This is a genomic window from Paenibacillus radicis (ex Xue et al. 2023) (genome assembly GCF_024722015.1).
In the GTDB taxonomy this organism is placed as follows: domain Bacteria; phylum Bacillota; class Bacilli; order Paenibacillales; family NBRC-103111; genus Paenibacillus_S.
Map to the genome: position 1 here is coordinate 347,518 of NZ_JANQBD010000001.1, position 24,323 is coordinate 371,840.

Annotated in this window: 25 protein-coding genes and 1 riboswitch; of the genes, 5 read left to right on the forward strand and 20 right to left on the reverse strand. The window is 44.1% G+C overall.

Annotated features, from left to right (window positions below; translation table 11 throughout):
- Positions 1-10 precede the first annotated feature (10 nt).
- Positions 11-667, reverse strand: coding sequence for a succinate dehydrogenase cytochrome b558 subunit (locus tag NV381_RS01465; protein WP_258211472.1), 657 nt, complete (start codon positions 665-667; stop codon positions 11-13).
- A 322-nt stretch (positions 668-989) separates the two neighbouring features.
- Here NV381_RS01465 and NV381_RS01470 point away from each other — a divergent pair, with 322 nt between their 5' ends.
- Entirely contained in the window at positions 990-1,877 is an 888-nt protein-coding gene (locus NV381_RS01470; protein ID WP_258211703.1) for a LysR family transcriptional regulator, read from the forward strand.
- A 34-nt stretch (positions 1,878-1,911) separates the two neighbouring features.
- Here NV381_RS01470 and NV381_RS01475 read toward each other — a convergent pair whose 3' ends face one another.
- The 3 genes from NV381_RS01475 to NV381_RS01485 are packed head-to-tail and all read right to left on the reverse strand — an operon-like array spanning position 1,912 to position 5,244.
- Positions 1,912-3,159 (reverse strand): cation:proton antiporter, encoded by a 1,248-nt coding sequence (locus NV381_RS01475; RefSeq protein WP_258211473.1) that lies wholly within the window; start codon positions 3,157-3,159, stop codon positions 1,912-1,914.
- A 57-nt stretch (positions 3,160-3,216) separates the two neighbouring features.
- Complete coding sequence (locus NV381_RS01480) at positions 3,217-3,879, reverse strand: potassium channel family protein (protein ID WP_171650982.1); 663 nt, start codon at positions 3,877-3,879, stop codon at positions 3,217-3,219.
- A gap of 12 nt (positions 3,880-3,891) precedes the next feature.
- Entirely contained in the window at positions 3,892-5,244 is a 1,353-nt protein-coding gene (locus NV381_RS01485) for a TrkH family potassium uptake protein (RefSeq protein ID WP_258211474.1), read from the reverse strand.
- Between the two features lie 97 nt (positions 5,245-5,341).
- A riboswitch (cyclic di-AMP (ydaO/yuaA leader) is annotated at positions 5,342-5,487 on the reverse strand.
- Positions 5,488-5,735: 248 nt separating this feature from the next.
- Here NV381_RS01485 and NV381_RS01490 point away from each other — a divergent pair.
- Positions 5,736-7,391: a CPBP family intramembrane glutamic endopeptidase gene (locus tag NV381_RS01490; protein WP_258211475.1), complete on the forward strand. Its 1,656-nt coding sequence runs from the start codon at positions 5,736-5,738 to the stop codon at positions 7,389-7,391.
- Between the two features lie 21 nt (positions 7,392-7,412).
- Here the strand turns inward: NV381_RS01490 and uvrC are convergent, their stop codons facing one another.
- Both uvrC and trxA read right to left on the reverse strand, forming a co-directional pair.
- A complete protein-coding gene (gene uvrC, locus NV381_RS01495; protein ID WP_258211476.1) occupies positions 7,413-9,353 on the reverse strand; it encodes an excinuclease ABC subunit UvrC in 1,941 nt (646 codons plus the stop codon).
- A 163-nt stretch (positions 9,354-9,516) separates the two neighbouring features.
- Positions 9,517-9,834, reverse strand: a complete 318-nt coding sequence (gene trxA / locus NV381_RS01500; protein ID WP_258211477.1) for a thioredoxin — start codon at positions 9,832-9,834, stop codon at positions 9,517-9,519.
- Positions 9,835-10,135: 301 nt separating this feature from the next.
- On the opposite strand from trxA, the gene NV381_RS01505 reads away from it, so the two are divergent.
- Positions 10,136-10,282: a YqzM family protein gene (locus NV381_RS01505; RefSeq protein WP_258211478.1), complete on the forward strand. Its 147-nt coding sequence runs from the start codon at positions 10,136-10,138 to the stop codon at positions 10,280-10,282.
- Positions 10,283-10,906: 624 nt separating this feature from the next.
- On the opposite strand, the gene zapE is transcribed toward NV381_RS01505, so the two are convergent.
- The 4 genes from zapE to NV381_RS01525 all read right to left on the reverse strand — a co-directional run bounded on the left by zapE (position 10,907) and on the right by NV381_RS01525 (position 14,447).
- Complete coding sequence (zapE, locus tag NV381_RS01510) at positions 10,907-11,857, reverse strand: AFG1/ZapE family ATPase (protein ID WP_258211479.1); 951 nt, start codon at positions 11,855-11,857, stop codon at positions 10,907-10,909.
- Positions 11,858-11,881: 24 nt separating this feature from the next.
- A complete protein-coding gene (locus NV381_RS01515; RefSeq protein WP_258211480.1) occupies positions 11,882-13,381 on the reverse strand; it encodes a helicase DnaB in 1,500 nt (499 codons plus the stop codon).
- A gap of 560 nt (positions 13,382-13,941) precedes the next feature.
- Complete coding sequence (locus tag NV381_RS01520; RefSeq protein WP_258211481.1) at positions 13,942-14,139, reverse strand: YwbE family protein; 198 nt, start codon at positions 14,137-14,139, stop codon at positions 13,942-13,944.
- 23 nt (positions 14,140-14,162) lie between these two features.
- Positions 14,163-14,447, reverse strand: a complete 285-nt coding sequence (locus tag NV381_RS01525) for a YuiB family protein (RefSeq protein WP_258211482.1) — start codon at positions 14,445-14,447, stop codon at positions 14,163-14,165.
- Positions 14,448-14,662: 215 nt separating this feature from the next.
- Here NV381_RS01525 and hemQ point away from each other — a divergent pair, with 215 nt between their 5' ends.
- Positions 14,663-15,409, forward strand: a complete 747-nt coding sequence (hemQ, locus tag NV381_RS01530; RefSeq protein ID WP_258211483.1) for a hydrogen peroxide-dependent heme synthase — start codon at positions 14,663-14,665, stop codon at positions 15,407-15,409.
- A 97-nt stretch (positions 15,410-15,506) separates the two neighbouring features.
- Here hemQ and NV381_RS01535 read toward each other — a convergent pair whose 3' ends face one another.
- The 7 genes from NV381_RS01535 to NV381_RS01565 all read right to left on the reverse strand — a co-directional run bounded on the left by NV381_RS01535 (position 15,507) and on the right by NV381_RS01565 (position 20,656).
- Complete coding sequence (locus tag NV381_RS01535; RefSeq protein WP_258211484.1) at positions 15,507-15,983, reverse strand: RDD family protein; 477 nt, start codon at positions 15,981-15,983, stop codon at positions 15,507-15,509.
- A 20-nt stretch (positions 15,984-16,003) separates the two neighbouring features.
- A complete protein-coding gene (gene sppA, locus NV381_RS01540; protein ID WP_258211485.1) occupies positions 16,004-16,972 on the reverse strand; it encodes a signal peptide peptidase SppA in 969 nt (322 codons plus the stop codon).
- 64 nt (positions 16,973-17,036) lie between these two features.
- Entirely contained in the window at positions 17,037-17,753 is a 717-nt protein-coding gene (locus NV381_RS01545; RefSeq protein ID WP_258211486.1) for an ABC transporter ATP-binding protein, read from the reverse strand.
- 17 nt (positions 17,754-17,770) lie between these two features.
- A complete protein-coding gene (locus NV381_RS01550; RefSeq protein ID WP_258211487.1) occupies positions 17,771-18,151 on the reverse strand; it encodes a GntR family transcriptional regulator in 381 nt (126 codons plus the stop codon).
- Between the two features lie 3 nt (positions 18,152-18,154).
- Positions 18,155-18,937 carry a hypothetical protein gene (locus NV381_RS01555; RefSeq protein ID WP_258211488.1) on the reverse strand — a complete coding sequence of 261 codons (783 nt, stop codon included), beginning with the start codon at positions 18,935-18,937 and terminating at the stop codon, positions 18,155-18,157.
- 235 nt (positions 18,938-19,172) lie between these two features.
- The gene (locus tag NV381_RS01560; RefSeq protein ID WP_258211489.1) at positions 19,173-19,463 is read right to left on the reverse strand and encodes a hypothetical protein; all 291 of its coding nucleotides are present in this window, start codon (positions 19,461-19,463) and stop codon (positions 19,173-19,175) included.
- Between the two features lie 2 nt (positions 19,464-19,465).
- Positions 19,466-20,656: an NAD(P)/FAD-dependent oxidoreductase gene (locus NV381_RS01565; RefSeq protein WP_258211490.1), complete on the reverse strand. Its 1,191-nt coding sequence runs from the start codon at positions 20,654-20,656 to the stop codon at positions 19,466-19,468.
- A 422-nt stretch (positions 20,657-21,078) separates the two neighbouring features.
- Between NV381_RS01565 and NV381_RS01570 the strand changes: the two genes are divergently transcribed.
- Entirely contained in the window at positions 21,079-22,065 is a 987-nt protein-coding gene (locus NV381_RS01570; RefSeq protein ID WP_258211491.1) for an NAD(P)/FAD-dependent oxidoreductase, read from the forward strand.
- Between the two features lie 117 nt (positions 22,066-22,182).
- On the opposite strand, the gene sda is transcribed toward NV381_RS01570, so the two are convergent.
- The 3 genes from sda to NV381_RS01585 form a co-directional block, all read right to left on the reverse strand.
- Positions 22,183-22,338: a sporulation histidine kinase inhibitor Sda gene (sda, locus tag NV381_RS01575; RefSeq protein ID WP_258211492.1), complete on the reverse strand. Its 156-nt coding sequence runs from the start codon at positions 22,336-22,338 to the stop codon at positions 22,183-22,185.
- Positions 22,339-23,089: 751 nt separating this feature from the next.
- Positions 23,090-23,497: a cbb3-type cytochrome c oxidase subunit I gene (locus tag NV381_RS01580; protein ID WP_258211493.1), complete on the reverse strand. Its 408-nt coding sequence runs from the start codon at positions 23,495-23,497 to the stop codon at positions 23,090-23,092.
- Positions 23,498-23,758: 261 nt separating this feature from the next.
- Positions 23,759-24,277 carry a DUF3841 domain-containing protein gene (locus NV381_RS01585; RefSeq protein WP_258211494.1) on the reverse strand — a complete coding sequence of 173 codons (519 nt, stop codon included), beginning with the start codon at positions 24,275-24,277 and terminating at the stop codon, positions 23,759-23,761.
- Positions 24,278-24,323: the final 46 nt, after the last annotated feature.

Here is a 24,323-nt window from a genome sequence, read left to right on the forward strand (position 1 = left end):
TCACTCCTCCTTATCCTTGAGCCATCTTAGGCACGGTTTGGAACTGCGGATCTACGAAAGCAGACAAAGACATAATAAACATAACTGACATCAATATAAACACACCAATCCATACAAATGTGGATACACGCTGCGCTCTCGGGCCGACAGTGATCCCCCAGCTAACCAGGAAAGACCACATTCCATTGCTAAAATGGAACACAGCCGACACGATGCCAATACAGTATAGAACAAAATTAACCGGATTCGATGCAATTGCATGCATTTGTGTACCAATCGCATCTTGAGCTACGTTGCCCAATGTAATCTGAAAACGTGTTTCAAAGAAATGCCAGGCCACGAACAAGAACGTGATAACACCTGTCACACGCTGCAGAAAAAACATTTGGTTACGGAAATACCCATAATTCGACACATTGTTACGCGCTGTGTAAGCAACGTATAGGCCATAAACAGCATGATAAAGAAGCGGCAGCCAGATTCCGAAGATCTCAAGCGCCAGCATCAGAGGCAGATCGTGAAGCCAGTGCACATTTTCCAAAAATGCAACATGTCCGCCTTTGTAAGCCTTGTAGTTAGTAAGCAGGTGCTCGATCAAAAAGAAGCCGACCGGGATCACACCAAGCAATGAATGCAGCTTACGAGAAAAATACGAGTTACGAAACATTGGATTCCTTTCCCTCCTTAAATAATAAATACTTCGTTTAATAAAGCCGGGTCACACGTTAATAAACCATGTTTCATTGTACTCCCACAGGAAACAAGCGTCAATAAAATCGCTATGCCTATTTTCCATGGATCGACATTTTTTTATGCAGAGTCATGTGAAAAATGTGAACGATGCGTGACATATACATACTACTCTTTTATCGCTTATAATGGAAGTGCTGATTGTTTATAATCCGTTATTCATTTTGGACATAAGCAATGATAAATATCACAGTATCATCATCACCTTTTTGAAAGAAGGTTAACCATTGACGGAAAATATGGATATCTTCGCCACCGTAGTTGAAATGGAAAGCTTGAATAAAGCCTCGCAATCGTTGAACATATCTCAACCGGCGCTTTCCCGCAAAATCATGCGCTTGGAGGAGGAGCTCGGAGTAGAGCTGTTCCGTCGTAAAGGCAAGCGGCTGGAGCTTACACGGGCGGGGCGAGTCTGCTACGAGCATGCACTGGAGCAGCGGCATCTGGAGCGCAAGCTTCAGCGTTCATTAGAAGAGTTCAAATCAGCTGTCAAACCGTCCAGCATTATCATCGGGGCAAGCCTGACGACTCTGCAATCTACGCTTCCCGATCTTATTACCATCTATACGAAGGATTACCCAAATACCGACATTAAAGCTATTACTGGAAAAACTCACGAAATTGTTCCCATGGTGAAGGACCGGAAAGTCGATATTGGCTTGGTTGCCTCCAAGATAGAGCATCCCGGCCTGCAGTGCATTCCACTGTTTGACGACCATCTCTGTCTGGTTCTGCCCATCGGCCATCCGTTCGTAAGCAAAGCATCCATAGAAATCAGCGATCTCCATGAGTTGCCGATGATCCTCTTCTCCAGAGGGACCTGGTACCGCGTCCTTATGGATGAGCTGTTTCACCGCTACGCGGTGCATCCCGATGTCAAGATGGAGATCGATTCGTTCGAAGCGATCATTCGCCTTGTATCGACCTGCAAAACAGCTACGCTTTTGCCGGAGTCATATTTGCGACGCCATTTAATAGAAGAAAACGAGCTGATCATCCGATTTATACCGGCGCTTGAGCAAACAACAAGAACGACCTCTCTGTTATTTACAGAAGAGGCCGCCCATCATCCGTCAGCGCAGCAATTTATTGAAAAGGCCAAGGATTATTTCAATAAACACGGTTAAGTCTTCTTAATCAGTTTTCTTAATCAAAACACTACTATTTATGGTTCACACTTTCTCCCGTTTCCTCGATACCCAGCTTTCTCGCCACATAGGCAGTAGTTCCCGCCTGAAGGAGAATCGTCAGCAGCACAGCCAGAAAGGTCACAGAAGCGATCACGTCGGCATATTTAATGCCGAGTCCAGCGATCATACCCGACAGCGCAGCCGGAATGACTCCAGTCTCACGGACCCAGAACATGAACACAATCTCATTCCGGGTCCACCCGGCCTTGCGGTCAGGAAGCGTGCACGCCAACACGGTTAACGGGCGCGCCACCAGCATAAATATGGCTATAACAGCAAGGCTTGGCCACAAATTAGCCAGAATGAGCTGGAAGTTCACTTGACTGCCCAGCAATATAAAGATAAGCATCCGCATAATCACGGTTATATTCTCTGTAAAATGGCCCATTTCATGAAGCTTATCATTTAAATCCAGCTTGAATAAGTCCACATTGCCCCAGATTAAGCCTGCCGTAAAGGTAGCCATGAATCCACTGACATGAAGCAAGTCGCCCAGCCAATAAGCTCCAATCGCTGTAACAACCAAAGCTATAGTTGCATAATCACGCAGCAAGCCGAGCTTGAGATGCCCCGTAATATAGGCAAATACGAAGCCAACAGCTGCACCCACCACGATCCCGCCAACTGCTGTTTTCACGAAATCAAACACACCCGACGCTAGTGATACCGCTTGGCCCCCCATAATTACCGCAATAACAGTGAAAGTTAGGATGGAGGCGGTTGCATCGTTGAACGCCGATTCGCTTTCAACCGTTTCCCTCACCTTGGTACGGATTTTCACCTGCTTGAATACCGGAATCAACGTCGCAGGGTCGGTAGATGCAATAATCGCCCCCAGCAGCACAGCATACATCATGGGTAAACCGAGGAACCAGTGAGCCGCAAAAGCTACCACAGCACAAGTAATAAGCACACCAGGTACTGAGAGGAGAGAGACGGTTAACCACACCTTCTTTAACCCGGACAATCGAATGTTCCGTCCCCCGTCAAACAGGATCAATGCTGATCCTAACGTCAATATGAATTGATTGGTAAACGAGCTGCTAGTCTCGGTTACCAAGTGAAGTCCTTGGCCTATAATCATGCCGGCTACTAGAAAAAGAGCAACATCTGGAAGCTTAAGCCAACCTGACAGTCTGCCAAACAACATGCCCATCCCGAGAATAAAAATTAATAAGAACAATACATGGTGAATCATCTCATTAACGTCAGTCTGCATCGGTTCACTCCATCCGCTTCCTTACAAAAGTTACAAGTTTCCTTTTATAAAAGCTAATTAGCGTCTAACTTCGTTCTCAAACAATTCGATCTGTTGATTGGTTCCGATGATAACCATAATATCCTGATCATCCAAGGTGTCTGAGGCCGTTGGGGCTATAATAACGCTATTCTTCTTATTAATAGCTACAACACTGCAGCCGTATTTGGCTCTCGTATCCAGTTCTCTTAGCGAACGTCCGCATAATCGTTTGGGCACTGTCAGCTCAGCTATTGTGTAATCCTTCGAAAGCTCAATATAATCGAGCAAGTTCGGAGATACCAACTGATGAGCAACGCGGATCCCCATATCCCTCTCCGGATAGATTACTCTGTCCACGCCTATCTTTTGCAATACCTTACCGTGAAGCTCAGACAGCGCCTTGGCAACTACCTGCTTCACACCGATATCTTTAAGAAGGATAGCCGTTAGTATACTCGATTGGATATCATCACCGATTGCAACGATGGCACAGTCGATATTGCGGATCCCGAGAGACCTAAGCACCTCTTCGTCCGTCGAATCAGCCACCACAACATGTGTCAGCTTCTCGCTCATTTCGTCTACCGCTTCCTCATCTTTATCGATGCCTAGTACCTCATAGCCTAATTCAATTAATTCCTTTGCGAGGCTCGAACCGAATCTCCCCAAACCAATTACAGCGTACTGACTGCGTTTCATAGTTATGTTCCCCTATCCGATTGTAATTTTCCCTTCCGGGTATCTGTATAATTCTTTTTCCGTTTTCGGTCCGAGCGCATATGCCAACGTCAATGGTCCTAAACGGCCTATAAACATCATTAGTGCTATCATTACTTTACCGATATCCGACAAATCTGGAGTTAATCCCATAGTTAAGCCCACTGTACCGAATGCCGAGGTTACCTCAAACAAGATCATTAAGAATGGGTGATCCTCCGTGGTTGACAGTACCATTGAGACGAATATAACTAGAAATAAGGCAATCATGGTCAACGTAATGGCCTTAAGGATACGATCCTTGCCCAAACGGTAATGAAACAGCACGATATCTTCTTTACCGCGAATCATCGCGATTGTGGCGCCAACCAGCGTAGTAAACGTTGTTGTCTTAATACCGCCGCCCGTAGAACCAGGTGAAGCTCCTATAAACATCAGGATAATCGTGAAAAATTGGCTGGCCTGCCGCATGCCTCCGATATCGATTGTATTCGCTCCGGCCGTCCGTGGAGAAACCGATTGAAAGAATGCCGCTAATACTTTACCTGACCAATCGAGAGTTCCAAATGTCTTCTGATTCGTAAATTCAAAAATAAAAATAACAATGGCACCAAAAAAGATCAGGAATCCGGTTGTGCTGAGCACTACCTTGGAATGGAGCGACAGTCTTTTGTTCACCCTAAAATCAAGCAAATCCGATATTACTATAAATCCAATCCCGCCTAATATGATGAGCCCCATCGAAACGATATTAATTATCGGATCGGAAGCGTAGGAGGTCAGACTGCTGAACGGTCCTGTCACACTTCCGAATAAATCGAAGCCGGCGTTGTTAAAAAAGGAAATTGCATGCCATATCCCATAATAGATCCCTTTGGCAGGACCCAGATCTAACGACCAGCGTATAGAGAAAATGACAGCAGCGATCAATTCTATCGTTAAGGAATATCGTATTACCTTACGAATGAGGCGTACGATTCCTTCCATGCTCCCTTGATTCATCGCTTCCTGAAGAATTAAACGTTCTTTAAGTGAAATCCGTTTCTTCAGCATAAAGGCAAACAGGGTCGCCATCGTCATAAAGCCAAGTCCGCCAACCTGAATCAGCGTGATGATAACGATTTGCCCAAACATGGTGTACGATGATCCTGTATCCACAACCACGAGCCCGGTTACACAGGTCGCAGAAGTAGCGGTAAACAATGCGTTAAGAAAAGTATGCGGTGTCCCTGTTGCAGACGCTATAGGCAGGGTTAGCAGTATCGTACCAACTAGAATGATCGCAGCAAAACCCAAGACCAAAATTTGCGGCGGCGTTAGTTCGATTTTTTTAAAAGTAAGCTTCATTTTCCACCCCGACCTCTAATTATCCCCACAACAATAACCCCCAAAATTATGTTTAAGCACAACAAAAAAGACACTGGAAGCCCACTGCCGTATTTATGGGTCCTGTTATTAAGCCTACGAGGTTAGCTGACGGATTCGGGCTTACAGGTACCCTATCATCCCAACATAATGTGCGTTGGAATTAATTCACCCCTATTACAATGGTTCCCCCGTTTTCGAAAAGAAATTCGGCTTTTTATTCAATTGATATGAATTATAAGGCTCTTTATCAGGAAGTACAAAGTCGCTTTTGATCGAAAACGGGTGATATTCTTATTTTTACTAGTACTGACATGAGTAGGAGTGCGTGTTCGCTTTGCTTTTCAGCGATTTTCCTCCTTTTGCTCTTGAATTCATTGGATTTTGCTTAGTCATTTGTGCTAAGTTAAAAGAATACACTGTTAAAATACTCAAGCTTACTAATCCATTATTTCAAAAGGAGACAATCATTAGTGAAACGACAATCGGAATCTCCTCTGCTGCTGTTAGCTGTTATAGGCATCATTCTTTATTTGACTGTTGTAGGCTCGTCCTATTTGCAAGATCCAGGCAAGTCAGTTGAGTCAGAACCGCGTTATCCGAGCATAACCAAGCAGGAAGCAGCCGATGCCGCAGCCCAATTTGTCAAAGAAAGGTTTGGACTCTCTGCAGGTAGTTACACTACGAATACCTTATTTCAATCCAATTCCAAACGAAGCGGCTATTTGCAAAAGGAGAAGCTAAGCGAAGAATATACGAAACGCTTCAGCAGCTTGCCGATCGATTACTATGAAGTCGAAATCAACGATAATACCAACAAGATGACTTATTATATCGATGTGAATTATTCCAATCAGAGGATACTTGGCTGGGAAGCCTACAGCGCTCCTTCAGCCAGACAGCAAACGATCGCATCACCCAAACCTGGAAATCAAGAGCTTGCAGAACTTGCCATTAAAGATCAGGGATATTCGGTAGCAGATTTCGTAAAAGCAGCACATGATCAAGGCAAAAAAGCCGCTGAAAGACGCGAGCGACCTTCAAGCGCCGCTGGTACGGAATTTGTGTTTGAGAGCAAAGACAAGCAAATTGGGACGGCCAAGCTTCTCTTGACCCTATCTGTTGCTAACGGTAAGGTCGTGTCCTTCCATCCCGTATTCGACATTCCTCAATCTTTCCTGGAGTGGCAAAAGCATCAGGACGACCGTGCAACTCTTATGACCCGCATCAGCTTGGCTGTTTCCTTAATCATGGCATTTGCCTCCCTGTACATCATTATCCGTTATCGAAAAGAAATTACATTTCGACGGGGTTTACTGCTCAGCTTTCTTTTCCTTGCCGTCTACGTTGCCAATAATTTTAACATGCTGCCTGCATTCCGCACCTCTCATTCGGATGCGCCTTCGCAGCTGCAAGGCATCATCTACTTATGGATAAGCAATGTAATTATATTTTTGATGGCTGTCAGCGTTTATTTCTCATTGCTTGCAGGTAAAAACATGTGGCTGCGCCGAGGCTGGAATCCAATCGTCGAATGGAGTGATCCGACGTTCGGCAATCGCATTGTAACGGCAATGGGCCGAGGGTACTTACTCTGTTTATTCGTCCTCGGAGTACAACAAGGGCTTTTCTTCATAGCCGGAGAGTATTTCGATGTCTGGTCGGTCAATGACCCTTCGGACTCTGTGCTTAACATGTCAATTCCCGCTATATTTCCGTTGTTAGCCTGGTCCGCATCGATATCGGAGGAAGCCATTTACCGGCTGTTCGGCATCGCCTTCTTCTTGAAGCTGGTACGCAATCGGTTTTTGGCCGTGCTGCTTCCAAGTATGATTTGGGCGCTCAGTCACACCCAGTATCCTATATATCCGGTGTATACACGTTTAATTGAAGTTACCATTATTGGACTTATCTTTGGTTTCGCCTTCCTGAAATACGGGTTTATGACAGTCTTGTTTGCCCATGCCACAATGGATAGCATTCTGATGGGACTATCTCTCATAGATATGGGGGATTGGGCCCAAAGCATTATAGGCACCTTCTATCTGATATTTCCGGCAATCATAGGTTGGTTCCTTGCATGGGTACATGGCAAAAGAAAAAGACGGGAGCAGATGGTCCCGTCTTAAATAAGGATTACATATAAGTTATCACTCTTCAAATACATCGGTAAGCTGAGCTTCCTGCTCTGGATCAGGGACAGGAACCTCCGCACTGCCCAGCGACTGCATAATTTGGGCAGCCAGCTTCTCCCCGATTCCAAGGGGCCGGAAATCTTCAATTCCGGCTTCTTTTATTTTCTTCAGCGAGCCAAAATGCTTAAGCAGCGCTTTGCGGCGCTTCTCTCCGATTCCCGGGATCGCATCAAGCTGCGAAACAATCATCGATTTCGCACGGGTTTCACGGTGGAAGGTGATGGCGAAGCGGTGAACCTCCTCCTGAATACGCTGAAGCAGGTAAAATTCTTGACTATCACGCGGCAAAGGTACTACCTCAGCAGGATCGCCAATGATCAGCTGAGCTGTTTTATGCTTCTCATCCTTCACAAGCCCGCATACCGGGATAAAGAGGCCAAGCTCGTTCTCCAGAATGTCAATGGCAGCGGATATTTGCCCCTTGCCGCCATCGATGACAACGAGGTCAGGCAGCGGCAGGTTTTCCTTCAGAACGCGCTCATAACGGCGTCTAACGACCTCACGCATCGTCCCATAATCATCTGGTCCCTGCACGGTACGGATTTTATATTTCCGGTATTCCTTACGGTCAGGCTTGCCGTCTATGAAGACAACCATCGCGGATACGGGATCAGAGCCTTGAATATTAGAGTTATCAAACGCTTCAATGCGCCTGATAATCCCTCCTGTTCCAAGCCAATCGCCCAAATTTTCCACAGCTTTGACCGTACGCCGCTCATCTCGTTCAATTAGCTTGAATTTCTCTTCAAGACTGACCCGCGCATTGTCCCCAGCCATTTCGACTATACTTTTCTTAGTACCCCGCCGCGGAATATGCACCTTCACCTTCAGCCAGCTTTCCAGAGCTTCCTTCACATCGGTCTTGACAACCTCTGCTTCGGGCTCCAGCTTATCAGCCGGCTTGGCAGGTTCAGCGTCCTCACCGGCGGCCTCTACCGGAAGGAATATCTCCTTGGGCAATGCCGGATTGTCGCTGTAATACTGCGTAACGAACGTTATAAAATCCTCGTACTGTTCACCGTAATAAGGGAACATAGAAGCATGACGTTCAATAAGCTTGCCTGAGCGCATGTACAAAATCTGCACACACATCCAGCCTTTATCTACAGCAAAACCAAATACATCCCGATCCACAGCATCGGTTGTTGTAATACTCTGCTTCTGCATCACCGCGTCGATATGCAAAATATGGTCACGCAGCTCCTTCGCTCGCTCAAAGTTAAGCTCCTCTGAAGCTTCATGCATTTTACGCGTCAAATCCTGCTTGATTTCATCATGCCCGCCGTTTAAGAAGCGCGATATTTCCTGTACCATCTGTTCATAGGTTTCCGGCGCCACCTCGTACTCACAGGGAGCCACACACTGTCCCATATGGTAGTACAAGCATACCCGGTCCGGCAGCGTCTTGCATTTGCGCATAGGATACAAACGGTCGAGCAGCTTCTTCGTCTGCTGTGCCGCAAAGGCATTGGGGTATGGACCGAAATATTTGGCTTTATCCTTAAACACCCGACGAGTTACTTCCAGCCGCGGATGTGTTTCGTTCGTGATTTTAATATAAGGAAATGATTTGTCATCCTTCAGCAGCACATTATAACGAGGATGATATTTTTTTATTAAATTGCACTCGAGAATAAGCGCTTCAACATTACTTCCCGTTACAATATATTCAAAATGGGCAATTTCACTGACCAATGCCTGCGTTTTGGCGTTATGGCTCCCGGTAAAATAAGAGCGAACCCGATTGCGCAGCACCTTCGCTTTGCCGACGTATATGATAGTGTTTTCCTTATTTTTCATCAAATAACAGCCTGGCTGCTCTGGCAGTAATGCGAGCTTATGACGAATCGCTTCGTCTCTTTCCTTACGTTCCAGTTCATTATCATACAGTGACATTCGCGTCATCTCCTTTCCATCAACAAACCGTACAAACAGTCCCCGGAAATTGAAGAACAAGCTCTAAAGCTTAATTCCATCCATTTCGGTAGACACCAAATAAAACAAAAAAAGCTCTTTCTCAGCATAGCAGAAAAAGAGCTTTTTCTCATCTAAAATCGAATTATTGATGACGGCTTACTACGTTTTTCAAAGCATCCTTGGATTGGAAACCAACTACTTTATCAACCGGCTGGCCGTCTTTGAACACGATAAGTGTAGGAATACTCATAACTCCAAAACGGGACGCCGCTTCCGGATTATCATCTACGTTTACTTTTGCAATTTTCAAGGTGTCACCGATCTCATTATCCAGCTCTTCCAAAATCGGAGCGATCATTTTACAAGGCCCACACCATGGTGCCCAAAAATCAACAAGAACCGTACCCGATCCTTCAACTTCATTCTGGAAAGATTGGTCCGTTACATTTACGATAGCCATTTAACGTTCTCCTTTCAACCTATAAAAGTGTTGTCAACATGTAAAGTATACCACAATGCACCCTATTTTCAACCGCACCCTGGTGTATCAAAGTGTTTCCAGAACCGTTTTTACCGCTTACAATTCGCATCAAACAAAACCGTCGCACAATTGTCACTTTCGCAGCCTTTAAATTGTTCGCAAAGTTGGGTATACTAATCGTAACTAGTGCCGTAATACCGAATTACGGAAATATAATGAACAAAAGCGAATGCTTACAAATAACGTTTTCTAACACGAAAACTCCGAGGAGGACCCATTCATGAACGACCCGAAACATCCTGAACTGCACGTCAACGAAGAACCAAGCAACGATTTTATCGATACAGCCCTCGGCTTCGGCGTGTTTTTTGGAGTTTTGCTCCTTATTGCAGTTGCTGCCACTGTTGTTTCATTAATGATCAAATAAGCTGTACCTGTGCCAAAAGCCTGCTTCGCGAATACGCGGAGCGGGCTTTTTTATACTATAAGATAGGTCAAGTGTTTTACAGCACTCCCCCTGATCTCAAATCTTTTTCTCACGTATGCTCACGCATTCGCAGGATCTCTACCTCCTGTGAATTTGAAGTGAAAAATACCCTTTTTTATGTTGCTTTATGGTGGAGCGAGCGAGAGCAGATGTTCAAGGTTGCTTTCATTGTAAAGGAGACCAGGATACACTTACGCTGCCGAGAGAAAAGAAGATAGATGGAATTCCTCCCGTTAATTCAGCCTCGATATCGTTTGAAAGTAATCTAACTGGAAAAACTCCTGCTAATATAGGGAATAGGGCCGATATCAGCCAAAATCCTGAGAATTAGCAGGAGAAATTCCAGTTATTGGGCCTGAAATGGGATTTTAGGAGAAAATAACGTGACATTTTTCCTGCTAATTGCGTGGAATGGTGGAACCTACATAACATCCAAAGCATCACAACTACTTGAAAGTATCACCCTCGCCCATGAAGACATTTTGGAATAACTAATAATAAAAGCTCCTTTAAATAGAAAAAAGCCCGCTCCGCATTCACAAATGCCAGAGCCGGGCTTTCATTTTATCCGCCGCGTTTATTAAAACCATTGACCAGAATTACATCAACAAAAGGACGAATCCGGTCCATAATACGCCTTCCCTTGTACTCCTCATCGCCATCCTTGCTAGTAAAGCTGAAATGCTTCTCCAGAGCTCCCAAATCATGGTTCGAAGTAAAAAAGGTAGGCTTGCGGTTCATTCGATAATTCAGAATAGCACCCATGACATGATCGCGCAGCCAAGGATTGAGGTTCTCCGCTCCAATATCGTCAAATACGAGCAAATCCGTTTCCTTCAACGCATCGATCGTTTCCTTGAGCTTAAGCGGATCGTTGAACATCGACTTCAGATCCTCGGCAAAATCCGGCATGTACACAATCGCCCCTGTGTAGCCATCCTTCGCCAGCTCATGCAGCATGTAGCACATAAGGAAGGTTTTGCCGGTGCCGAATGTTCCAGCCAAGTATAGGCCCTGTTTTTGAATGGCATCGTTTCGAGTTTTCAAGATGTAGTCAAACACCTGACCCGCTGCTCCCTCTCGATCAGCATCTCTATCTAATATTTCCTCCGAGGAGTAGCCCTCGGACAAAGCACGCTCATCCACATAAAAGCTGCGGATGCGCCCGCGAATCGCCTGCTGCGATTGCTGGGCAAGAAACTTTTTACAGGCCACCTTCTGATCGTACACCCTTGCCTGCTGCTGCTCGGTTTCTACCGTAATCAAGGTGTAATGACCTTCCATGTCGTTCGGACAGCGATCCAGTCCCGGACAATTCGAGCAATTGCGGTACTCAACCGTATATTGATGCAGCTTGTTTAAATTCAATTTCAGAGCGTCATGGTCCAACTGAGGGTATTTGGCTCGAAGCTTCACAATCAAAGGATCTGCCGCTACTTCCTGCAGCTTGTCCTCAGCCTTCTTCAGCAGCTGCCGCCCTGGCATCCCTCGTAAAATGTCTCCCAATGATTCCACAGCACGGCCTCCTCTCTCCTTACGTTACTTCCGGCTATCGAGCTGTCTTGCTTTGCGGCGAAGCTCCTCCCGCTCTGTAACACTGAGCTGCTTCGCAGGCGCGTTATCGCCCACAATCGGCAGCGCAGGCTTCTGCGGCTGCCTGCTGCTTCCCCTAGTGCTTCCTCGGCTAGTACCACCGCCGCTTGCTGCTGCCCCTCTACCGGACTGCCGCTCCTTAAACTTCGCGTACTCCCGTATATATTGAACAGCCTGTTCAAACGTGCTGACCTGCTTACCGAGCATATCCGTCACGCTGGCTTCAATTGAATTTTTGGCCCAGGATCGTTTATTAACATAAATAAAATGAATAAGAACATTAATTACTTCCTCGTTCAACCGATAATTCAAATCCACCTTAGCTAACGTATCCAACAACCCGTCAGGCACCGTTCCTTTGGAAAAAATCTTCTCCAATACAAATGTGTAAGGCTCATTGCGTAATATATAATTATATTGATGCTGATTGCATTCCCCTTGGAAAATATCCGGCACTTCCAGATAAAACTCCATCTCCACCGTCTTTTCCTCTGAAGCTGAAGCCCCTTGACCCGGCTGCTCGCGCGATTGCTCCACTTTGGATAAATACCGGCTTCGTTCTTCTCCGCGCTTCTTATCTTGGCGAAAGGTCTCGTTAGCCTTGTGCTGCAGCAGCTCCAGACTCAGGCTGCCGTCAGGCTCGAACACTCCATCTTCATCCAACAATCTGCATAGATCCGTCAAGTACAAGCCGTATTTTTTTACGACAAAGTTAATTTGCGCCATTTGCTCCGTTTCGTATTTCAACCGCTCTACAAAAGCCCGATTATTCGATTGTCTGGGAAAATGCATAATAATATCTGAGTATTGAAAACCTTTGTTAGCCAGCTCCGGCTTGGCCTCGTCAGGCTTAGAGGCGGCTGATTCGAAGAAGGCCTGCTCCAGATCAAGATCAATAACCTGTGAGTTGAGATGAAACAGCTCATAGAAGGGTACTGATAAATTCTCCGAATTCGCATCCTTAAGCTCGTCCAGCTCCTGTAAAACAAGCTCATCCCGCAGCGAAAAGACCATATATTTACCAACCTTATCTCTTAGCAGCAGTGTTAAATGTTGATTTTTAAAAAATTCATTAGGTGATAATGGCGCAAAAAGCGTGTATTGATACACGTAGTCATCCGATTCGGCAGAAAACCTGCGAGTCGTCCGTAATAGCCCTATCGCTTCGAGCTTCGATGTCTGCTCAATGAAAAATTTACGTCCACGCTCACCAGTCTCAAGCTCCAGGGATAGAAACAGCTTGCGCTGCTGCTCCATAGAGGAATACCCTACTTTATCCGTGGGCAGCTGCAAAAACAAAGTGTGGTACAAGCTTACAGCATAAGCTCCTATCATCGGCTGATAAATTGTCGACAGCACTTTCATATCCAAACTGCTTAATGAAAAATCACGCGCCACATAAAAACGGTGATATTCAGAAAAATGCAGCATATTCGTTATCCGCATAAGCTCAAATCCCATCTTTGATCCAACATCTTAAACTCCATTTTACCACATAAACCGACAATTCGGGTGATGAAAACAATCCAGAAATTTTTACAAAAAACCGCCAGGGATCAACTCATCCTGACGGTCCTATAGTTGCAAACTCATATACCTTGCATTCTAAAAGTTCGTATTCCTTGGCAGCCATTCCCTTGCAAGCGAAAGTTATGACCTCCCGCTTTGTAACTGGAAAACATCCTGTTAATTTAAGGGCATGTCGGCTCATATCCACAAATAACAGGAAAACCTCCTGTTACTTACCGCCGTTTAACGTATTTTGACCGATTAATGCTGTTTTAGCTGGAGCTTTTCCAGTAAAGTACCTTTTCGATGAAGCGAGAGGCGAATTAGCTCCAGAAATTCCAGTTAAACCAACACACGCAACCAAGCTAAGCTGGGCGGATTAAGCCGTAACATCACTTCGATAATCCCGAGAATACCCTACTTTGCTGTTGCCTGACTAGGCTCCAAATTGTGGTACACAAACAATTTTACACCGTCACACAACCTTTTGTAGAGTCCTAATCCGTAATAATTTCTTTGACCCGACCAACCGTTCCGTCCGTCAAGCGCACCTTGATCCCATGCGGATGATTCGGTGAATTCGTTAATATATCCTTTACAGTGCCGGCCGTCAGCTTGCCCGATCGTTGATCCTGCTTTTGCACGATCTGAACCTTTCTGCCGGGCACAACATCCTTGCGGAGCTGTCCATTCATTTTTATTTCTCACGCCCTTTTTTCTAAAACATCCTGTATCCTTTTGTCCGCAAAGCCTTAATAGTCGAGCCGCTCAACGCTGCTCCAATCAAGCCCCCAACCGCAGGTACATAATCCGCAATACCATACTCCGTCAAATTCGTTGTAAGAGAATCTGTTCCCCAGCCCCAATAAACGACCAGGAAGATCACAAGAGCAATATAACCATAGATGGGAAACCAGGTTGTTTTCATCAGCATGTTTAATATAAAACCGAGCCCAAAAAACAATACGAACAGCAGCACGGTAACAATTACTAATTGCAGCAAAACCGCCAACTCCTTTTTATCAATACTTACATGTATGTTTATTCTATATAAAATTTGGTCCGGGGTAAAGTGAACGCTTGATGAACATCCCAGCTCCAATTGACTCGATTTGTTATTAGATAACGCCTCCCTGATTTGCCCTTTGATCGCGATTTCGTTACAATTAAACAAGTTAAAATTTCAAATTATTCCATCATATAAAAGGAGTGGACCTTATGAGCGAAGCAATCCAAACATTAGAAGGCTGGTATGCACTGAACGATTTCCGCGCCATCGACTGGACGGCATGGAAGAGTCTTACCCAACAGGAAAGAAACCGCGCAGAGGACGAGCTGTACAGCTTGCTTGCACAGTATCAAGATGTAGAGGATCAGAAGCAGGGAAGCACTGCATTCTACAGTATCGTCGGACAAAAAGCCGACTTCATGTTCATGCATCTGCGTGAAACATTGGAGGAGCTTAACGAGCTGGAAACAGCGTTCAACAAAACGTTGTTCGCTCAAGTAACCATTCCAACCTACTCCTACGTTTCTATTGTAGAGCTTGGCAGCTATATGGCTAAGCCAGGTACTGACCCGATGCAGGATCCCGATATTCTCGCTCGTCTAAAGCCTACATTGCCTAAGGCTAAGCATGTTTGCTTCTATCCAATGAACAAACGCCGCGAAGGCAACGATAACTGGTATATGCTGTCGGCAGATGAGCGTCGTGGATTTATGCGCAACCATGGTATGATCGGACGTAACTACGCAGGCAAGATCAAACAAATTATTGCAGGCTCTATCGGTCTGGACGATTGGGAATGGGGCGTTACCTTGTTCGCAGACGATGCACTGCAATTCAAAAAAATCGTTCATGAAATGCGCTTCGATGAAACTAGCGCCCGCTTCGGCGAGTTCGGCGAGTTCTATGTCGGAAACCTGTTGAACAAAGACAAAATGGCTGCTATGTTAAAGCTTTAATTATCAGCACCGCTGAGTTCATACTATATCCAAAAAGAGCCTTTCCGCCATCTTACTATTTGGCGGCTTAGGCTCTTTTTATATCAAAAGTATGGAATTATTTATTTACCTTGACTACGCGAGTTGCAAACATCCTATCATGAAGTGCACGTTTTTTACCGTCCCAGCCTGCCATCATATAGCCGACAAATAGAATAAGACTGGATACAAACTTGCCGATAAGCTCCCTTAAAATAATGATTCCCCAAGTATTTGGACTTCCATCATTGCGAATGACTTTGATGCCTGTAGCCATCTTGCCTAACGTTTGACCGAAGATCACCGTCATTACTACATAATAAACGAGCGATACCAACGATTGGATGAGAGTAAGGCCCAGCGGGGGCTCCAATAAGCTATAGCCAAACGTTAAATGAAACATAACGAATACGGCCTGCAAGCAAAGCCAATCCAACAGAGTAGCCCCGCATCGAATCCAGAACCCTGCGTAAATTCTTTCAGTGCCTATCGTTTCTGAATAAGACGTTTTCCCTCCCGAATATATTGATTCTGATCTAGTTTCGCTCTCCATCATTCTTCGCTCCCTTTAAGAAATTAATATTTGAAAAGATACATAAGTCGAGGACCTATGGATACTTCGGGTAGTACTTCTTGCAGCACCTGCGCTGCAGGAGATGCCGATTGAATCATTGCACCGCTGAACAGATCCGACAAAGAAGGCTCCTTCACATACCGAACCACCTTCAGATTGGCAATTCCTGTTTTTTCCGATGCATAGGCTGTAGCCGTCTCCATAGTCCCGAATGCGTCAATCAGACCCAAAGCTTTAGCTTGTTGACCTGAGTAGATACGTCCGTCTGCAAGCTTCAATACGGTATCCCGCGGCATCTTACGCCCTTTTTCAATAACTGTGACGAACTGCTGATAGCTTTCATCTACCAGCTTTTGAAATATTTCTCGCTCCTCCGGCTTCATCTCCCGAAGTGGACTGGCAATATCTTTATACGCACCGCTTGTGATCGTATTTTCCTTGTAACCAAGCCACTCGGCTGCTTTCTCATAATTGGCTATGGAGAAAATAACGCCCAAGCTGCCAGTTAAGGTTGCAGGATTGGCAAATATATAGTCAGCCGGGGCCGATATATAATAGCCACCTGATGCAGCCATCGAGCCCATACTCACAATAACCGGCTTTCCGCTTTCCTTCAGCTCCACAATTTTGGAGTGGATGTCGTCTGAAGACACTACCTCTCCGCCCGGACTGTTTACCCGTATCACAACAGCTTTTACATCCTTATCCTTGCGTGCCTGATCCAGCTGGGTAATGTAGCTGCCTGCACTTAAACCGCTTGAAAAGCTCCCGCTTTTTTCAGTTATAGCACCCTCTACAAAGAGCTGAACTACTTTATCTTTGCCTTTACCTTGAACCGTTTCTTCATTCCACTTTTGCTTGCCTCCCATTACATTCCCACCCACTAAAGAGTCAGACTTTGTAATAAGAATTACGACCAAACTTACAAATAATACGCCTACAATTAACCAGGCCCATCCCTTTCGTCCCATTGTTGTTTTCCCCCCATTGAAATGAGCTGTATTTTTTCGAAAAAAAATTATAGCTATAAGTTCCTTATATCTTTTTTTTCATCCATTCAACTAATCCAAAATTATATTCACCATGAATTCGACTGACCTCTTCATAACCAATTAGTTTTCCATCATTAATCAGCATCACTCTATCTAATAAGGATTCAATTTCATCTACCTCATGAGTAGTCATCACCAACGTCTGTTTCTGTGGATCGATTAATGCTATCACGCTGCGGATAATATCCTCTCTTACCAAAGGGTCGAGACCCGACAACGGCTCATCCATTACTATTAAAGGCACCTGTCGAGCCAGGACCAATGCTAATTTCAAGCGGGCGCGCTGTCCTTTTGATAATTGAGAGGCTTTCTGCTCTACGTCCAATCGAAAGGCTTGAATCACCTCCAACGCCTTAGCCCTATCAAAATCTTCAAATATCTCATCGTAAAATTGCAGTGCTTTTTTCACCGTATGAAAGGGATAATACACATCAGCCTCCGGCAAAAAGGCAACCTCTCTTGAGCTCAGCCGCTCCGGGGCCCTGCCATTCAACAGCACACGCCCCGCACTCGGTCTTTGCAGCCCGGCCATTAATTTCAGAACAGTGGATTTACCGCTGCCATTTCTGCCTATAATCCCGATTATTTCACCTCTGGGAATCGTAAAGCTCACCTTATCTATAGCTAATTTATCGAAGAACCTTTTCTCCACTTGATCGAAAATGATAATAGGCTCCGACTTGATTGCTTCAATGCCCATCTAATCTCCTCCTGCACTTAGTCAGTCTGCTTGCTTTTACTTTCCAAGAATGCTTTTACCCCGGCAATAATTTCCTCTTCGGAATAGCCTAATTCCCGCATCTCGTCTGCAAAACGAGTAATTTGCTCTTCCTTTAGCTGCTCTCTCATTAAAGCCAGCCTTGAGCTGTCTTCTGTCACGTAAATACCTTGTCCCCTTCGACTTTCAACTATTTTCATCCGCTCTAACTCCATATTCACTCGTTGTACGGTATTTGGATTCACTCCATATATGACCGCCAGATCACGTACAGAGGGTAGTTTTTCACCAGGCTGTACCTCCCGTCGAACAATTTGTCGGCATATACGCTGCACCAGTTGTAAATAAATCGGTTGTGTGTTCGAAAATTGTTCAACCATAGCCTACACCTCCACTTTGCGATCCAACAGCCATGCCGATAAGTACAAGAACACTGCCATATTCAACCATATCCACAGCTGTTCTCCACTGGATTTAAATAAGCTTCCTGCCCCATCCACAGCCGGATCGCCCCAGAAGAACAAATAACGGTATACGGCAGTTTGCTCAAAGAAAAACTCCAAGGTGGATACCGCTATAAACAATAGTACGGCTAGCGGCCAGTTCCAACGCCCAAATCGGTTTCTTAATGCAGCAGCAGTAAGATACAGCAGTACAAGCGATATCGCCATCGCAAAAGCAATAGATATAAATTCCACAACAAGAGTAAGATTGGATCCATTAATTACGATCAATATTTTCTGAGCTTCAACATTAATTTCAATTCGATTCTCTTCCCCGCTTAACCATTCCACTCCCGTTTTTTCAACAGCTTGAACCCATAAGAAAAAAGCGGTTGAAACCAATAAACCGGAGACGAATTCTACAAACGCAGCCGCATACTTCGCCGCTAGCAGCTTCCAGCCTGGCAAAGGCAATTGCAGCCAAAAGGGATCCAGCTTACGTTCCTTGCGCAAACTTATCAGCATATACGCGGCCGGAGCAAAGAAATGCAGATACATAATAAACAGCCAGAAATTACTAAAAAAGCCGGATTGAAAGCGATAGGATAAAAAGACGGATAAGCCGCCCAAAATTAATACAATGCATAAATAAATCCATATAGGCCCTGACCACCTCGTACCGAAGGCCAATTCCTTCTTGAACAAGCTCCACCAAACCTTCAAATGCTATGCCTCCTAAAAATAGAAAACTAGTGTACTACCACAATAGTACACTCATTCAAAACATGTGTCAATATATTCCGGTAAAGTGCGCTTTTGCTAAAAGACGCCTAAAATGCCGTAGATTTTGTGCGATCGTCAGAATGGTTCCACTCCGCTGAAAATCTAATTTTAAAGCAAAAAAACCTGAGATTTAACCGGAATACCGGTGAAATCTCAGGTTATATTTACTCAATTCTTATAATTCGTCTTCATCGTCATCGTCGTCAAACCGGTCATCGCGGCTTGCTTCGCTCTTGTCATTCTTAGCCGCCAGATAGGCTTCTGTGTCCCTATCACGCTGCCGCGACTTCTCCTTAAGCCGTTCAATTGCCGGGAGAATAAGAATGTCTATTTCTTTTTGCACCGTATAAACCAGATCATAGCGGGTTTGAGACTCTAGGAAGTGACCTACGTCTATAAGGGCATTGTAACGATCCAGCTCATCCCGCGTCAATAATCCGCGTACCTGTACGCTGCAGTGCCGCATTACTAGAAACGGCCTTTCTTAAGAACTAACGGAATGCCGCCAATGATGTACAGATAGCGAACGTCAATGACTTTTTTCATTACAGCCGCGAGGCCGCCTTTGATTTTACGTGAGCCGACAATACCGATAGCTTCACCGCGTCCAAGGGATGCTACGGTTCCTTTGCTTGTGAATACAAAATCCTTCAATTGCTCGCCACGTATGGAAGCAACCAGGTTGTGTGCACAGACATCAGCTTGCTGCATCGAGATTTGTGCAGTAGGCGGGTAAGGACGGCCTTCAGGATTCATCACGATCGAGCAATCGCCCAGGATGTAAATGTTATCATGGCCAGGTGCGCGAAGCTGCTCGTCAACCTTGATCCGGCCGCGCATCGTTTCGAACCCTGCTTCATCCAGCATATGATTACCGCGAACGCCGCCGGTCCACACTACTGTAGCAGACTTAATTTCTTCACCCGTAGCCAATGAAACGCCATCCGGTGTACATTCTTTAATAGCTGTTGCTATTTTAAAGGTAACTCCTTTATTCTTCAAAACATTCATTGCATACTCTACCAATTCGGGATCAAAGCCCGGCAAGGCAGTTGGCGCTGCTTCAACATTGTATATTTTAACAAGGGAAGGATCCACATCGAATTCTTTACATAATTGAGGAATACGATCAGCCAGCTCGCCTACAAATTCGATTCCTGTAAAGCCTGCTCCGCCGACCACAAAAGTCAAATAGTCCAAACGGTTGGGCTCGCGCTTAAATCTTGCAAATTGATATTCTATATGCTCGCGAATAAAGCGTACGCTGTTAATGCTGCGGATGCTAAGCGCGTTCTCCTTCAATCCCGGAATACCAAAGGTTTCTGGCTCTCCGCCAAGTCCTACGACCAAATAATCATAAGACAATGTGCCTTCTTCCAAAATAACCTTTTTCTCTTGTGGACGAATTTGTACTACTGTCGATTTCACAAAGTCGATTTTGAATTCATCAATGAGCTTAAGGATGTTAACGCGTGCATTCTCCGGATTGTCTGTGCCTGCCGCAGGCATATGCAGATGTGTAGTGATGTAGTGATAATCATGTTTGTTAACAAGAGTTACATCTGCCTCGTTGTAATTCAATTCCTTTTGCAAACGAATAGCCGTTACAATGCCACCGTATCCTGCTCCCAAAATGACTATTCTTGGTATTCGACTCATGGTTTAATCCCTTCCATCCCGTTATATTCTGTATTTAATGGCCATAATTCGATTGTGAAATTTTACACATACTACGCCGAGAAATATTTTTCAATACTAGTTTAAACAGTATGAATTGAAAATATAAGCGTTAAAATGCGAGTTAAGCCATCAGTTTTAACCAGTTCCTCAAGACATAATATAATGTAACATGACAAATAGCAAGTATTATTTTGGTTAAAAATCACAGAAAAAACCGAGACTAGCCCGTATATATACAGGAATACTTCCGATTGCTGAATATTCCCATAATAGTTAATAAAACTCATGATTATGTAATCAATACTAACATGTAAATGAAAATCGTTATTATTTTCTTTCCAAATTTATATGTTTATAATATAATTCGATTGTTATTAAGTCTCGGAGGTGTGTTAAGAAAAATGCAAAATGAAATTGTAGACATTATTATTGTGGGCGGAGGCCCTGCAGGTATGTTTGCCGCTTTTTACGGTGGTATGCGTCAAGCATCCGTAAAAATTATTGAAAGTATGCCACAATTAGGCGGACAGCTGGCCGCATTGTATCCGGAGAAGTACATTTACGATGTTGCCGGCTTTCCGAAGGTTACTGCTCAAGAACTGGTTAACAACCTCGATAAGCAGATGAAGCATTTCCCTATCGACATCCGCTTGGAGGAAAAAGTGCTTCAGGTTATTAAAAAAGACGAGCGCTTATTTGAAGTAGTAACGGATAAAGGAGTTCATCAATCCAAGGCCGTTATTATTACAGGTGGAGTAGGTGCATTCGAGCCTAGACGTCTGGAGCTTCCTGAGGCAGCCAAGTTCGAGAAAAAGAATCTGCATTATTTTGTCAGCGACCTGAATCGTTTCAAGGGACAGAAGGTGCTGATCAGCGGCGGCGGCGATTCAGCGGTTGATTGGGCTTTAATGCTTGAACCGATTGCAGAGAAAGTTACTCTGATTCACCGCAGAGATAAGTTCCGTGCTCACGAGCATAGTGTAGAAAACCTGATGAATTCCAAAGTAGATGTACAGACCCCAAAAGAAATCACAGCTTTGCACGGAGACGAATTCATCACTAAAGCTACATTAGCTGACATCAAATCCGGAGAATCCTATGATCTTGATGTCGACGCGGTTATCGTTAATTTCGGATTCATTTCATCGCTTGGACCTATTGCAGAGTGGGGCTTCGAAATTGACAATGGTTCAATTATTGTAGATTCGCGTATGGAAACAAGCATTCCAGGAATTTTTGCCGCTGGCGATATCACTACATATCCAGGGAAGCTTAAGCTAATTGCTGTAGGCTTTGGAGAAGCGCCGACGGCAATCAACAATGCCAAAGTATACATCGATCCTACGGCTAAATTATCCCCAGGTCACAGCAGCAATATGAAAATGTAATTTGTACGTACAGCAGTTCAACATAAATAAAAGGGTTCCGTCATGTAAACTACCATCGGCGGAAACCCTTTTATTGTTTCTATAGCTTTACATCTGAGAAAACAAAAAGAAGGCAGGTCAGCTGACCTGCGCTTCGTTGTTACGGTAATATTCCAAATTCAGCTTACGACGTCTGATTTCTTCGAGCAGCAATTCGATAAACTCGGCTTCCAGCTTCAAATTCAACGCCTTAAAGTATGAATCAATTAAAATTTCGTTACTCATTAGTCTCATTTAAGATCACCTAACTTCTTTAAGGTAAAATTATATTAACATGTATATATATTTAGAACAAGCGTTCTGTTATCCACATCATTTTGTGCATAACCTGTGTGTATTATGTTAATAAGCGTGAAACCCTTCACTGTTGCGCAGTGGATAATGTGGACAAGGTTATGCACAACCTAATTCAAGAGAGTGCCAGGCTAAAAATAATTTTTTCAATATGAAAAGCTTCCGATTCTATGCCCTTTTGAGGAAGATACTTTTGTGTTCCTCTAAACAACCCAACAGTACTGCATCCACAGAAGTTAAGGCAATAACGGAAGCGCTTGTTCCTTTATCACCTGGAAAGCCCAAAAAACAGAGGAATAACGGAACCGCTAGTTCCGTTACTCCTCTGTTTTTTTGCATAATGTTCCTATTTGCCCAACATAACGGAATTCCCACTTCCGCTATTGCCTTAAATTAGAGCTGGATGATGTAATAACGGAACTCTCAGTTCCTTACCAATCCTCCATGGATCGTTGCAGCACAGTTTCGCCGCTAGCTACATATAAATCACCTTTGATCATGGAGTGCGTTGTAAATAGCTCAAGTTTTAGTGCAACTCTAATCCAGGTAAGTCAGTTTGCTCGCTCATTCTTCATTCCTTTGAAGAGCTTCTGATCTAAGCCCTTTCGATGATGCTGCATTTGTGTCTTAAAGTTAGTCAACAAAAAAACGCAAGCCATAAAGGCTTACGTTCTTCAATATATGTATGGGTTTACAAAGAAGTTGTCTTGTTCTGATTAACGTTTTGTTCTTTGGCTTCACCGACATTTTTCAATACGTTAATGGTGAATAGAACTACAGCAATAGCGGTCAAAGACCCTCCCACTGCAACTACAGGCTCCACTGCCTGAACTCCACTGACCAGGAACACAAGTCCGATCATCATAATCGGCAAGCCGATATTATGCAGCCAGAAGTGAATTTTCCCTAACATGGAACAGGCCGCCTTAGGAAATACATGGTACACAAACCCAGCTAATGCTAGTGAGACCCAGCCGACCAAATTGAGATGGGCATGCACAGAAGCAAATTGAAACTGGTGTGTGATGGACATGAACATTCCAAAAAACACACCTACAACAAAGTAAATCGAAGCAATTTTGATTAACTTTGCGCCCATAAGACAACTCCTCTTCCTGTATTTGACAAAATGATTATAACAAATCCCCTCCTAAAAACAAGATAATCAACTAAATTTTACATAATATTTTTATGCTTCATAACTTTGTTTTGGAACCTCCTGTTGCTTGCCGATTAGTGCTCACAAATAAAAACGAAAGAGAGCTGATTAGCTGCCCCCTTGATTATATATTAGTATGTCTAGCATTATTTACCAGAGAAAACACTATGATTTTACCTCACCAGCAACTTTCAGATATTCTTAATTTGCTTTAAAAAACTCAAAAGAAATCACTTGATGTAAAAATATCTTTCCTGTTACTCCCTGTAATAATGGTTCTTCAGTTGTCCAATATTCTGATTGACTTAATAAGTCTATGTCAAAAATACGCTTCCAGCTTTCTTCCATTGATAGCTTAAAGACACCTTGATCAATCTGGTCATCTTCCTCGTCAGTTAAGCAACAATAAAAATTACTTAAAACACAGTGCCAGGCATTAAAATCGCTGATTAATACCCTATGGTCTGGTACAGAAAGAGTTAGGCAAACAGCTTCAGTTCCTTTTTCTAAAAGCGCTTCTTCACTTAAGTCAGGTTTTTCTAACCAAAGCCATAAAGGATAAGTTCCATCATGTTCGATTAGTTCATTCATTTGGTCTATTAGCCATCTATAAGGAGTTTTAAACTCATCCCAAACAAATTTTTCATTTCCAATAAAATAACCGTTAATTTGGGCTTCTCTCCATGCTTCATATGTCTGAATGGAATAATAAACACCCAAAAACCAACACCACCAATTTCAATTTGTAATTAAATCTTGTCTTTTA

Coding starts and splice junctions, on each gene's coding strand:
- NV381_RS01465 (WP_258211472.1), bottom strand. CDS start 667: ATGTTTCGTAACTCGTATTTTTCTCGTAAGCTGCATTCATTGCTTGGT.
- NV381_RS01470 (WP_258211703.1), top strand. CDS start 990: ATGGATATCTTCGCCACCGTAGTTGAAATGGAAAGCTTGAATAAAGCC.
- NV381_RS01475 (WP_258211473.1), bottom strand. CDS start 3,159: ATGCAGACTGACGTTAATGAGATGATTCACCATGTATTGTTCTTATTA.
- NV381_RS01480 (WP_171650982.1), bottom strand. CDS start 3,879: ATGAAACGCAGTCAGTACGCTGTAATTGGTTTGGGGAGATTCGGTTCG.
- NV381_RS01485 (WP_258211474.1), bottom strand. CDS start 5,244: ATGAAGCTTACTTTTAAAAAAATCGAACTAACGCCGCCGCAAATTTTG.
- uvrC (WP_258211476.1), bottom strand. CDS start 9,353: ATGTCACTGTATGATAATGAACTGGAACGTAAGGAAAGAGACGAAGCG.
- trxA (WP_258211477.1), bottom strand. CDS start 9,834: ATGGCTATCGTAAATGTAACGGACCAATCTTTCCAGAATGAAGTTGAA.
- NV381_RS01505 (WP_258211478.1), top strand. CDS start 10,136: ATGAACGACCCGAAACATCCTGAACTGCACGTCAACGAAGAACCAAGC.
- NV381_RS01515 (WP_258211480.1), bottom strand. CDS start 13,381: ATGCGGATAACGAATATGCTGCATTTTTCTGAATATCACCGTTTTTAT.
- NV381_RS01520 (WP_258211481.1), bottom strand. CDS start 14,139: ATGAATGGACAGCTCCGCAAGGATGTTGTGCCCGGCAGAAAGGTTCAG.
- hemQ (WP_258211483.1), top strand. CDS start 14,663: ATGAGCGAAGCAATCCAAACATTAGAAGGCTGGTATGCACTGAACGAT.
- NV381_RS01535 (WP_258211484.1), bottom strand. CDS start 15,983: ATGATGGAGAGCGAAACTAGATCAGAATCAATATATTCGGGAGGGAAA.
- sppA (WP_258211485.1), bottom strand. CDS start 16,972: ATGGGACGAAAGGGATGGGCCTGGTTAATTGTAGGCGTATTATTTGTA.
- NV381_RS01545 (WP_258211486.1), bottom strand. CDS start 17,753: ATGGGCATTGAAGCAATCAAGTCGGAGCCTATTATCATTTTCGATCAA.
- NV381_RS01550 (WP_258211487.1), bottom strand. CDS start 18,151: ATGGTTGAACAATTTTCGAACACACAACCGATTTATTTACAACTGGTG.
- NV381_RS01560 (WP_258211489.1), bottom strand. CDS start 19,463: ATGCGGCACTGCAGCGTACAGGTACGCGGATTATTGACGCGGGATGAG.
- NV381_RS01565 (WP_258211490.1), bottom strand. CDS start 20,656: ATGAGTCGAATACCAAGAATAGTCATTTTGGGAGCAGGATACGGTGGC.
- NV381_RS01570 (WP_258211491.1), top strand. CDS start 21,079: ATGCAAAATGAAATTGTAGACATTATTATTGTGGGCGGAGGCCCTGCA.
- sda (WP_258211492.1), bottom strand. CDS start 22,338: ATGAGACTAATGAGTAACGAAATTTTAATTGATTCATACTTTAAGGCG.
- NV381_RS01580 (WP_258211493.1), bottom strand. CDS start 23,497: ATGGGCGCAAAGTTAATCAAAATTGCTTCGATTTACTTTGTTGTAGGT.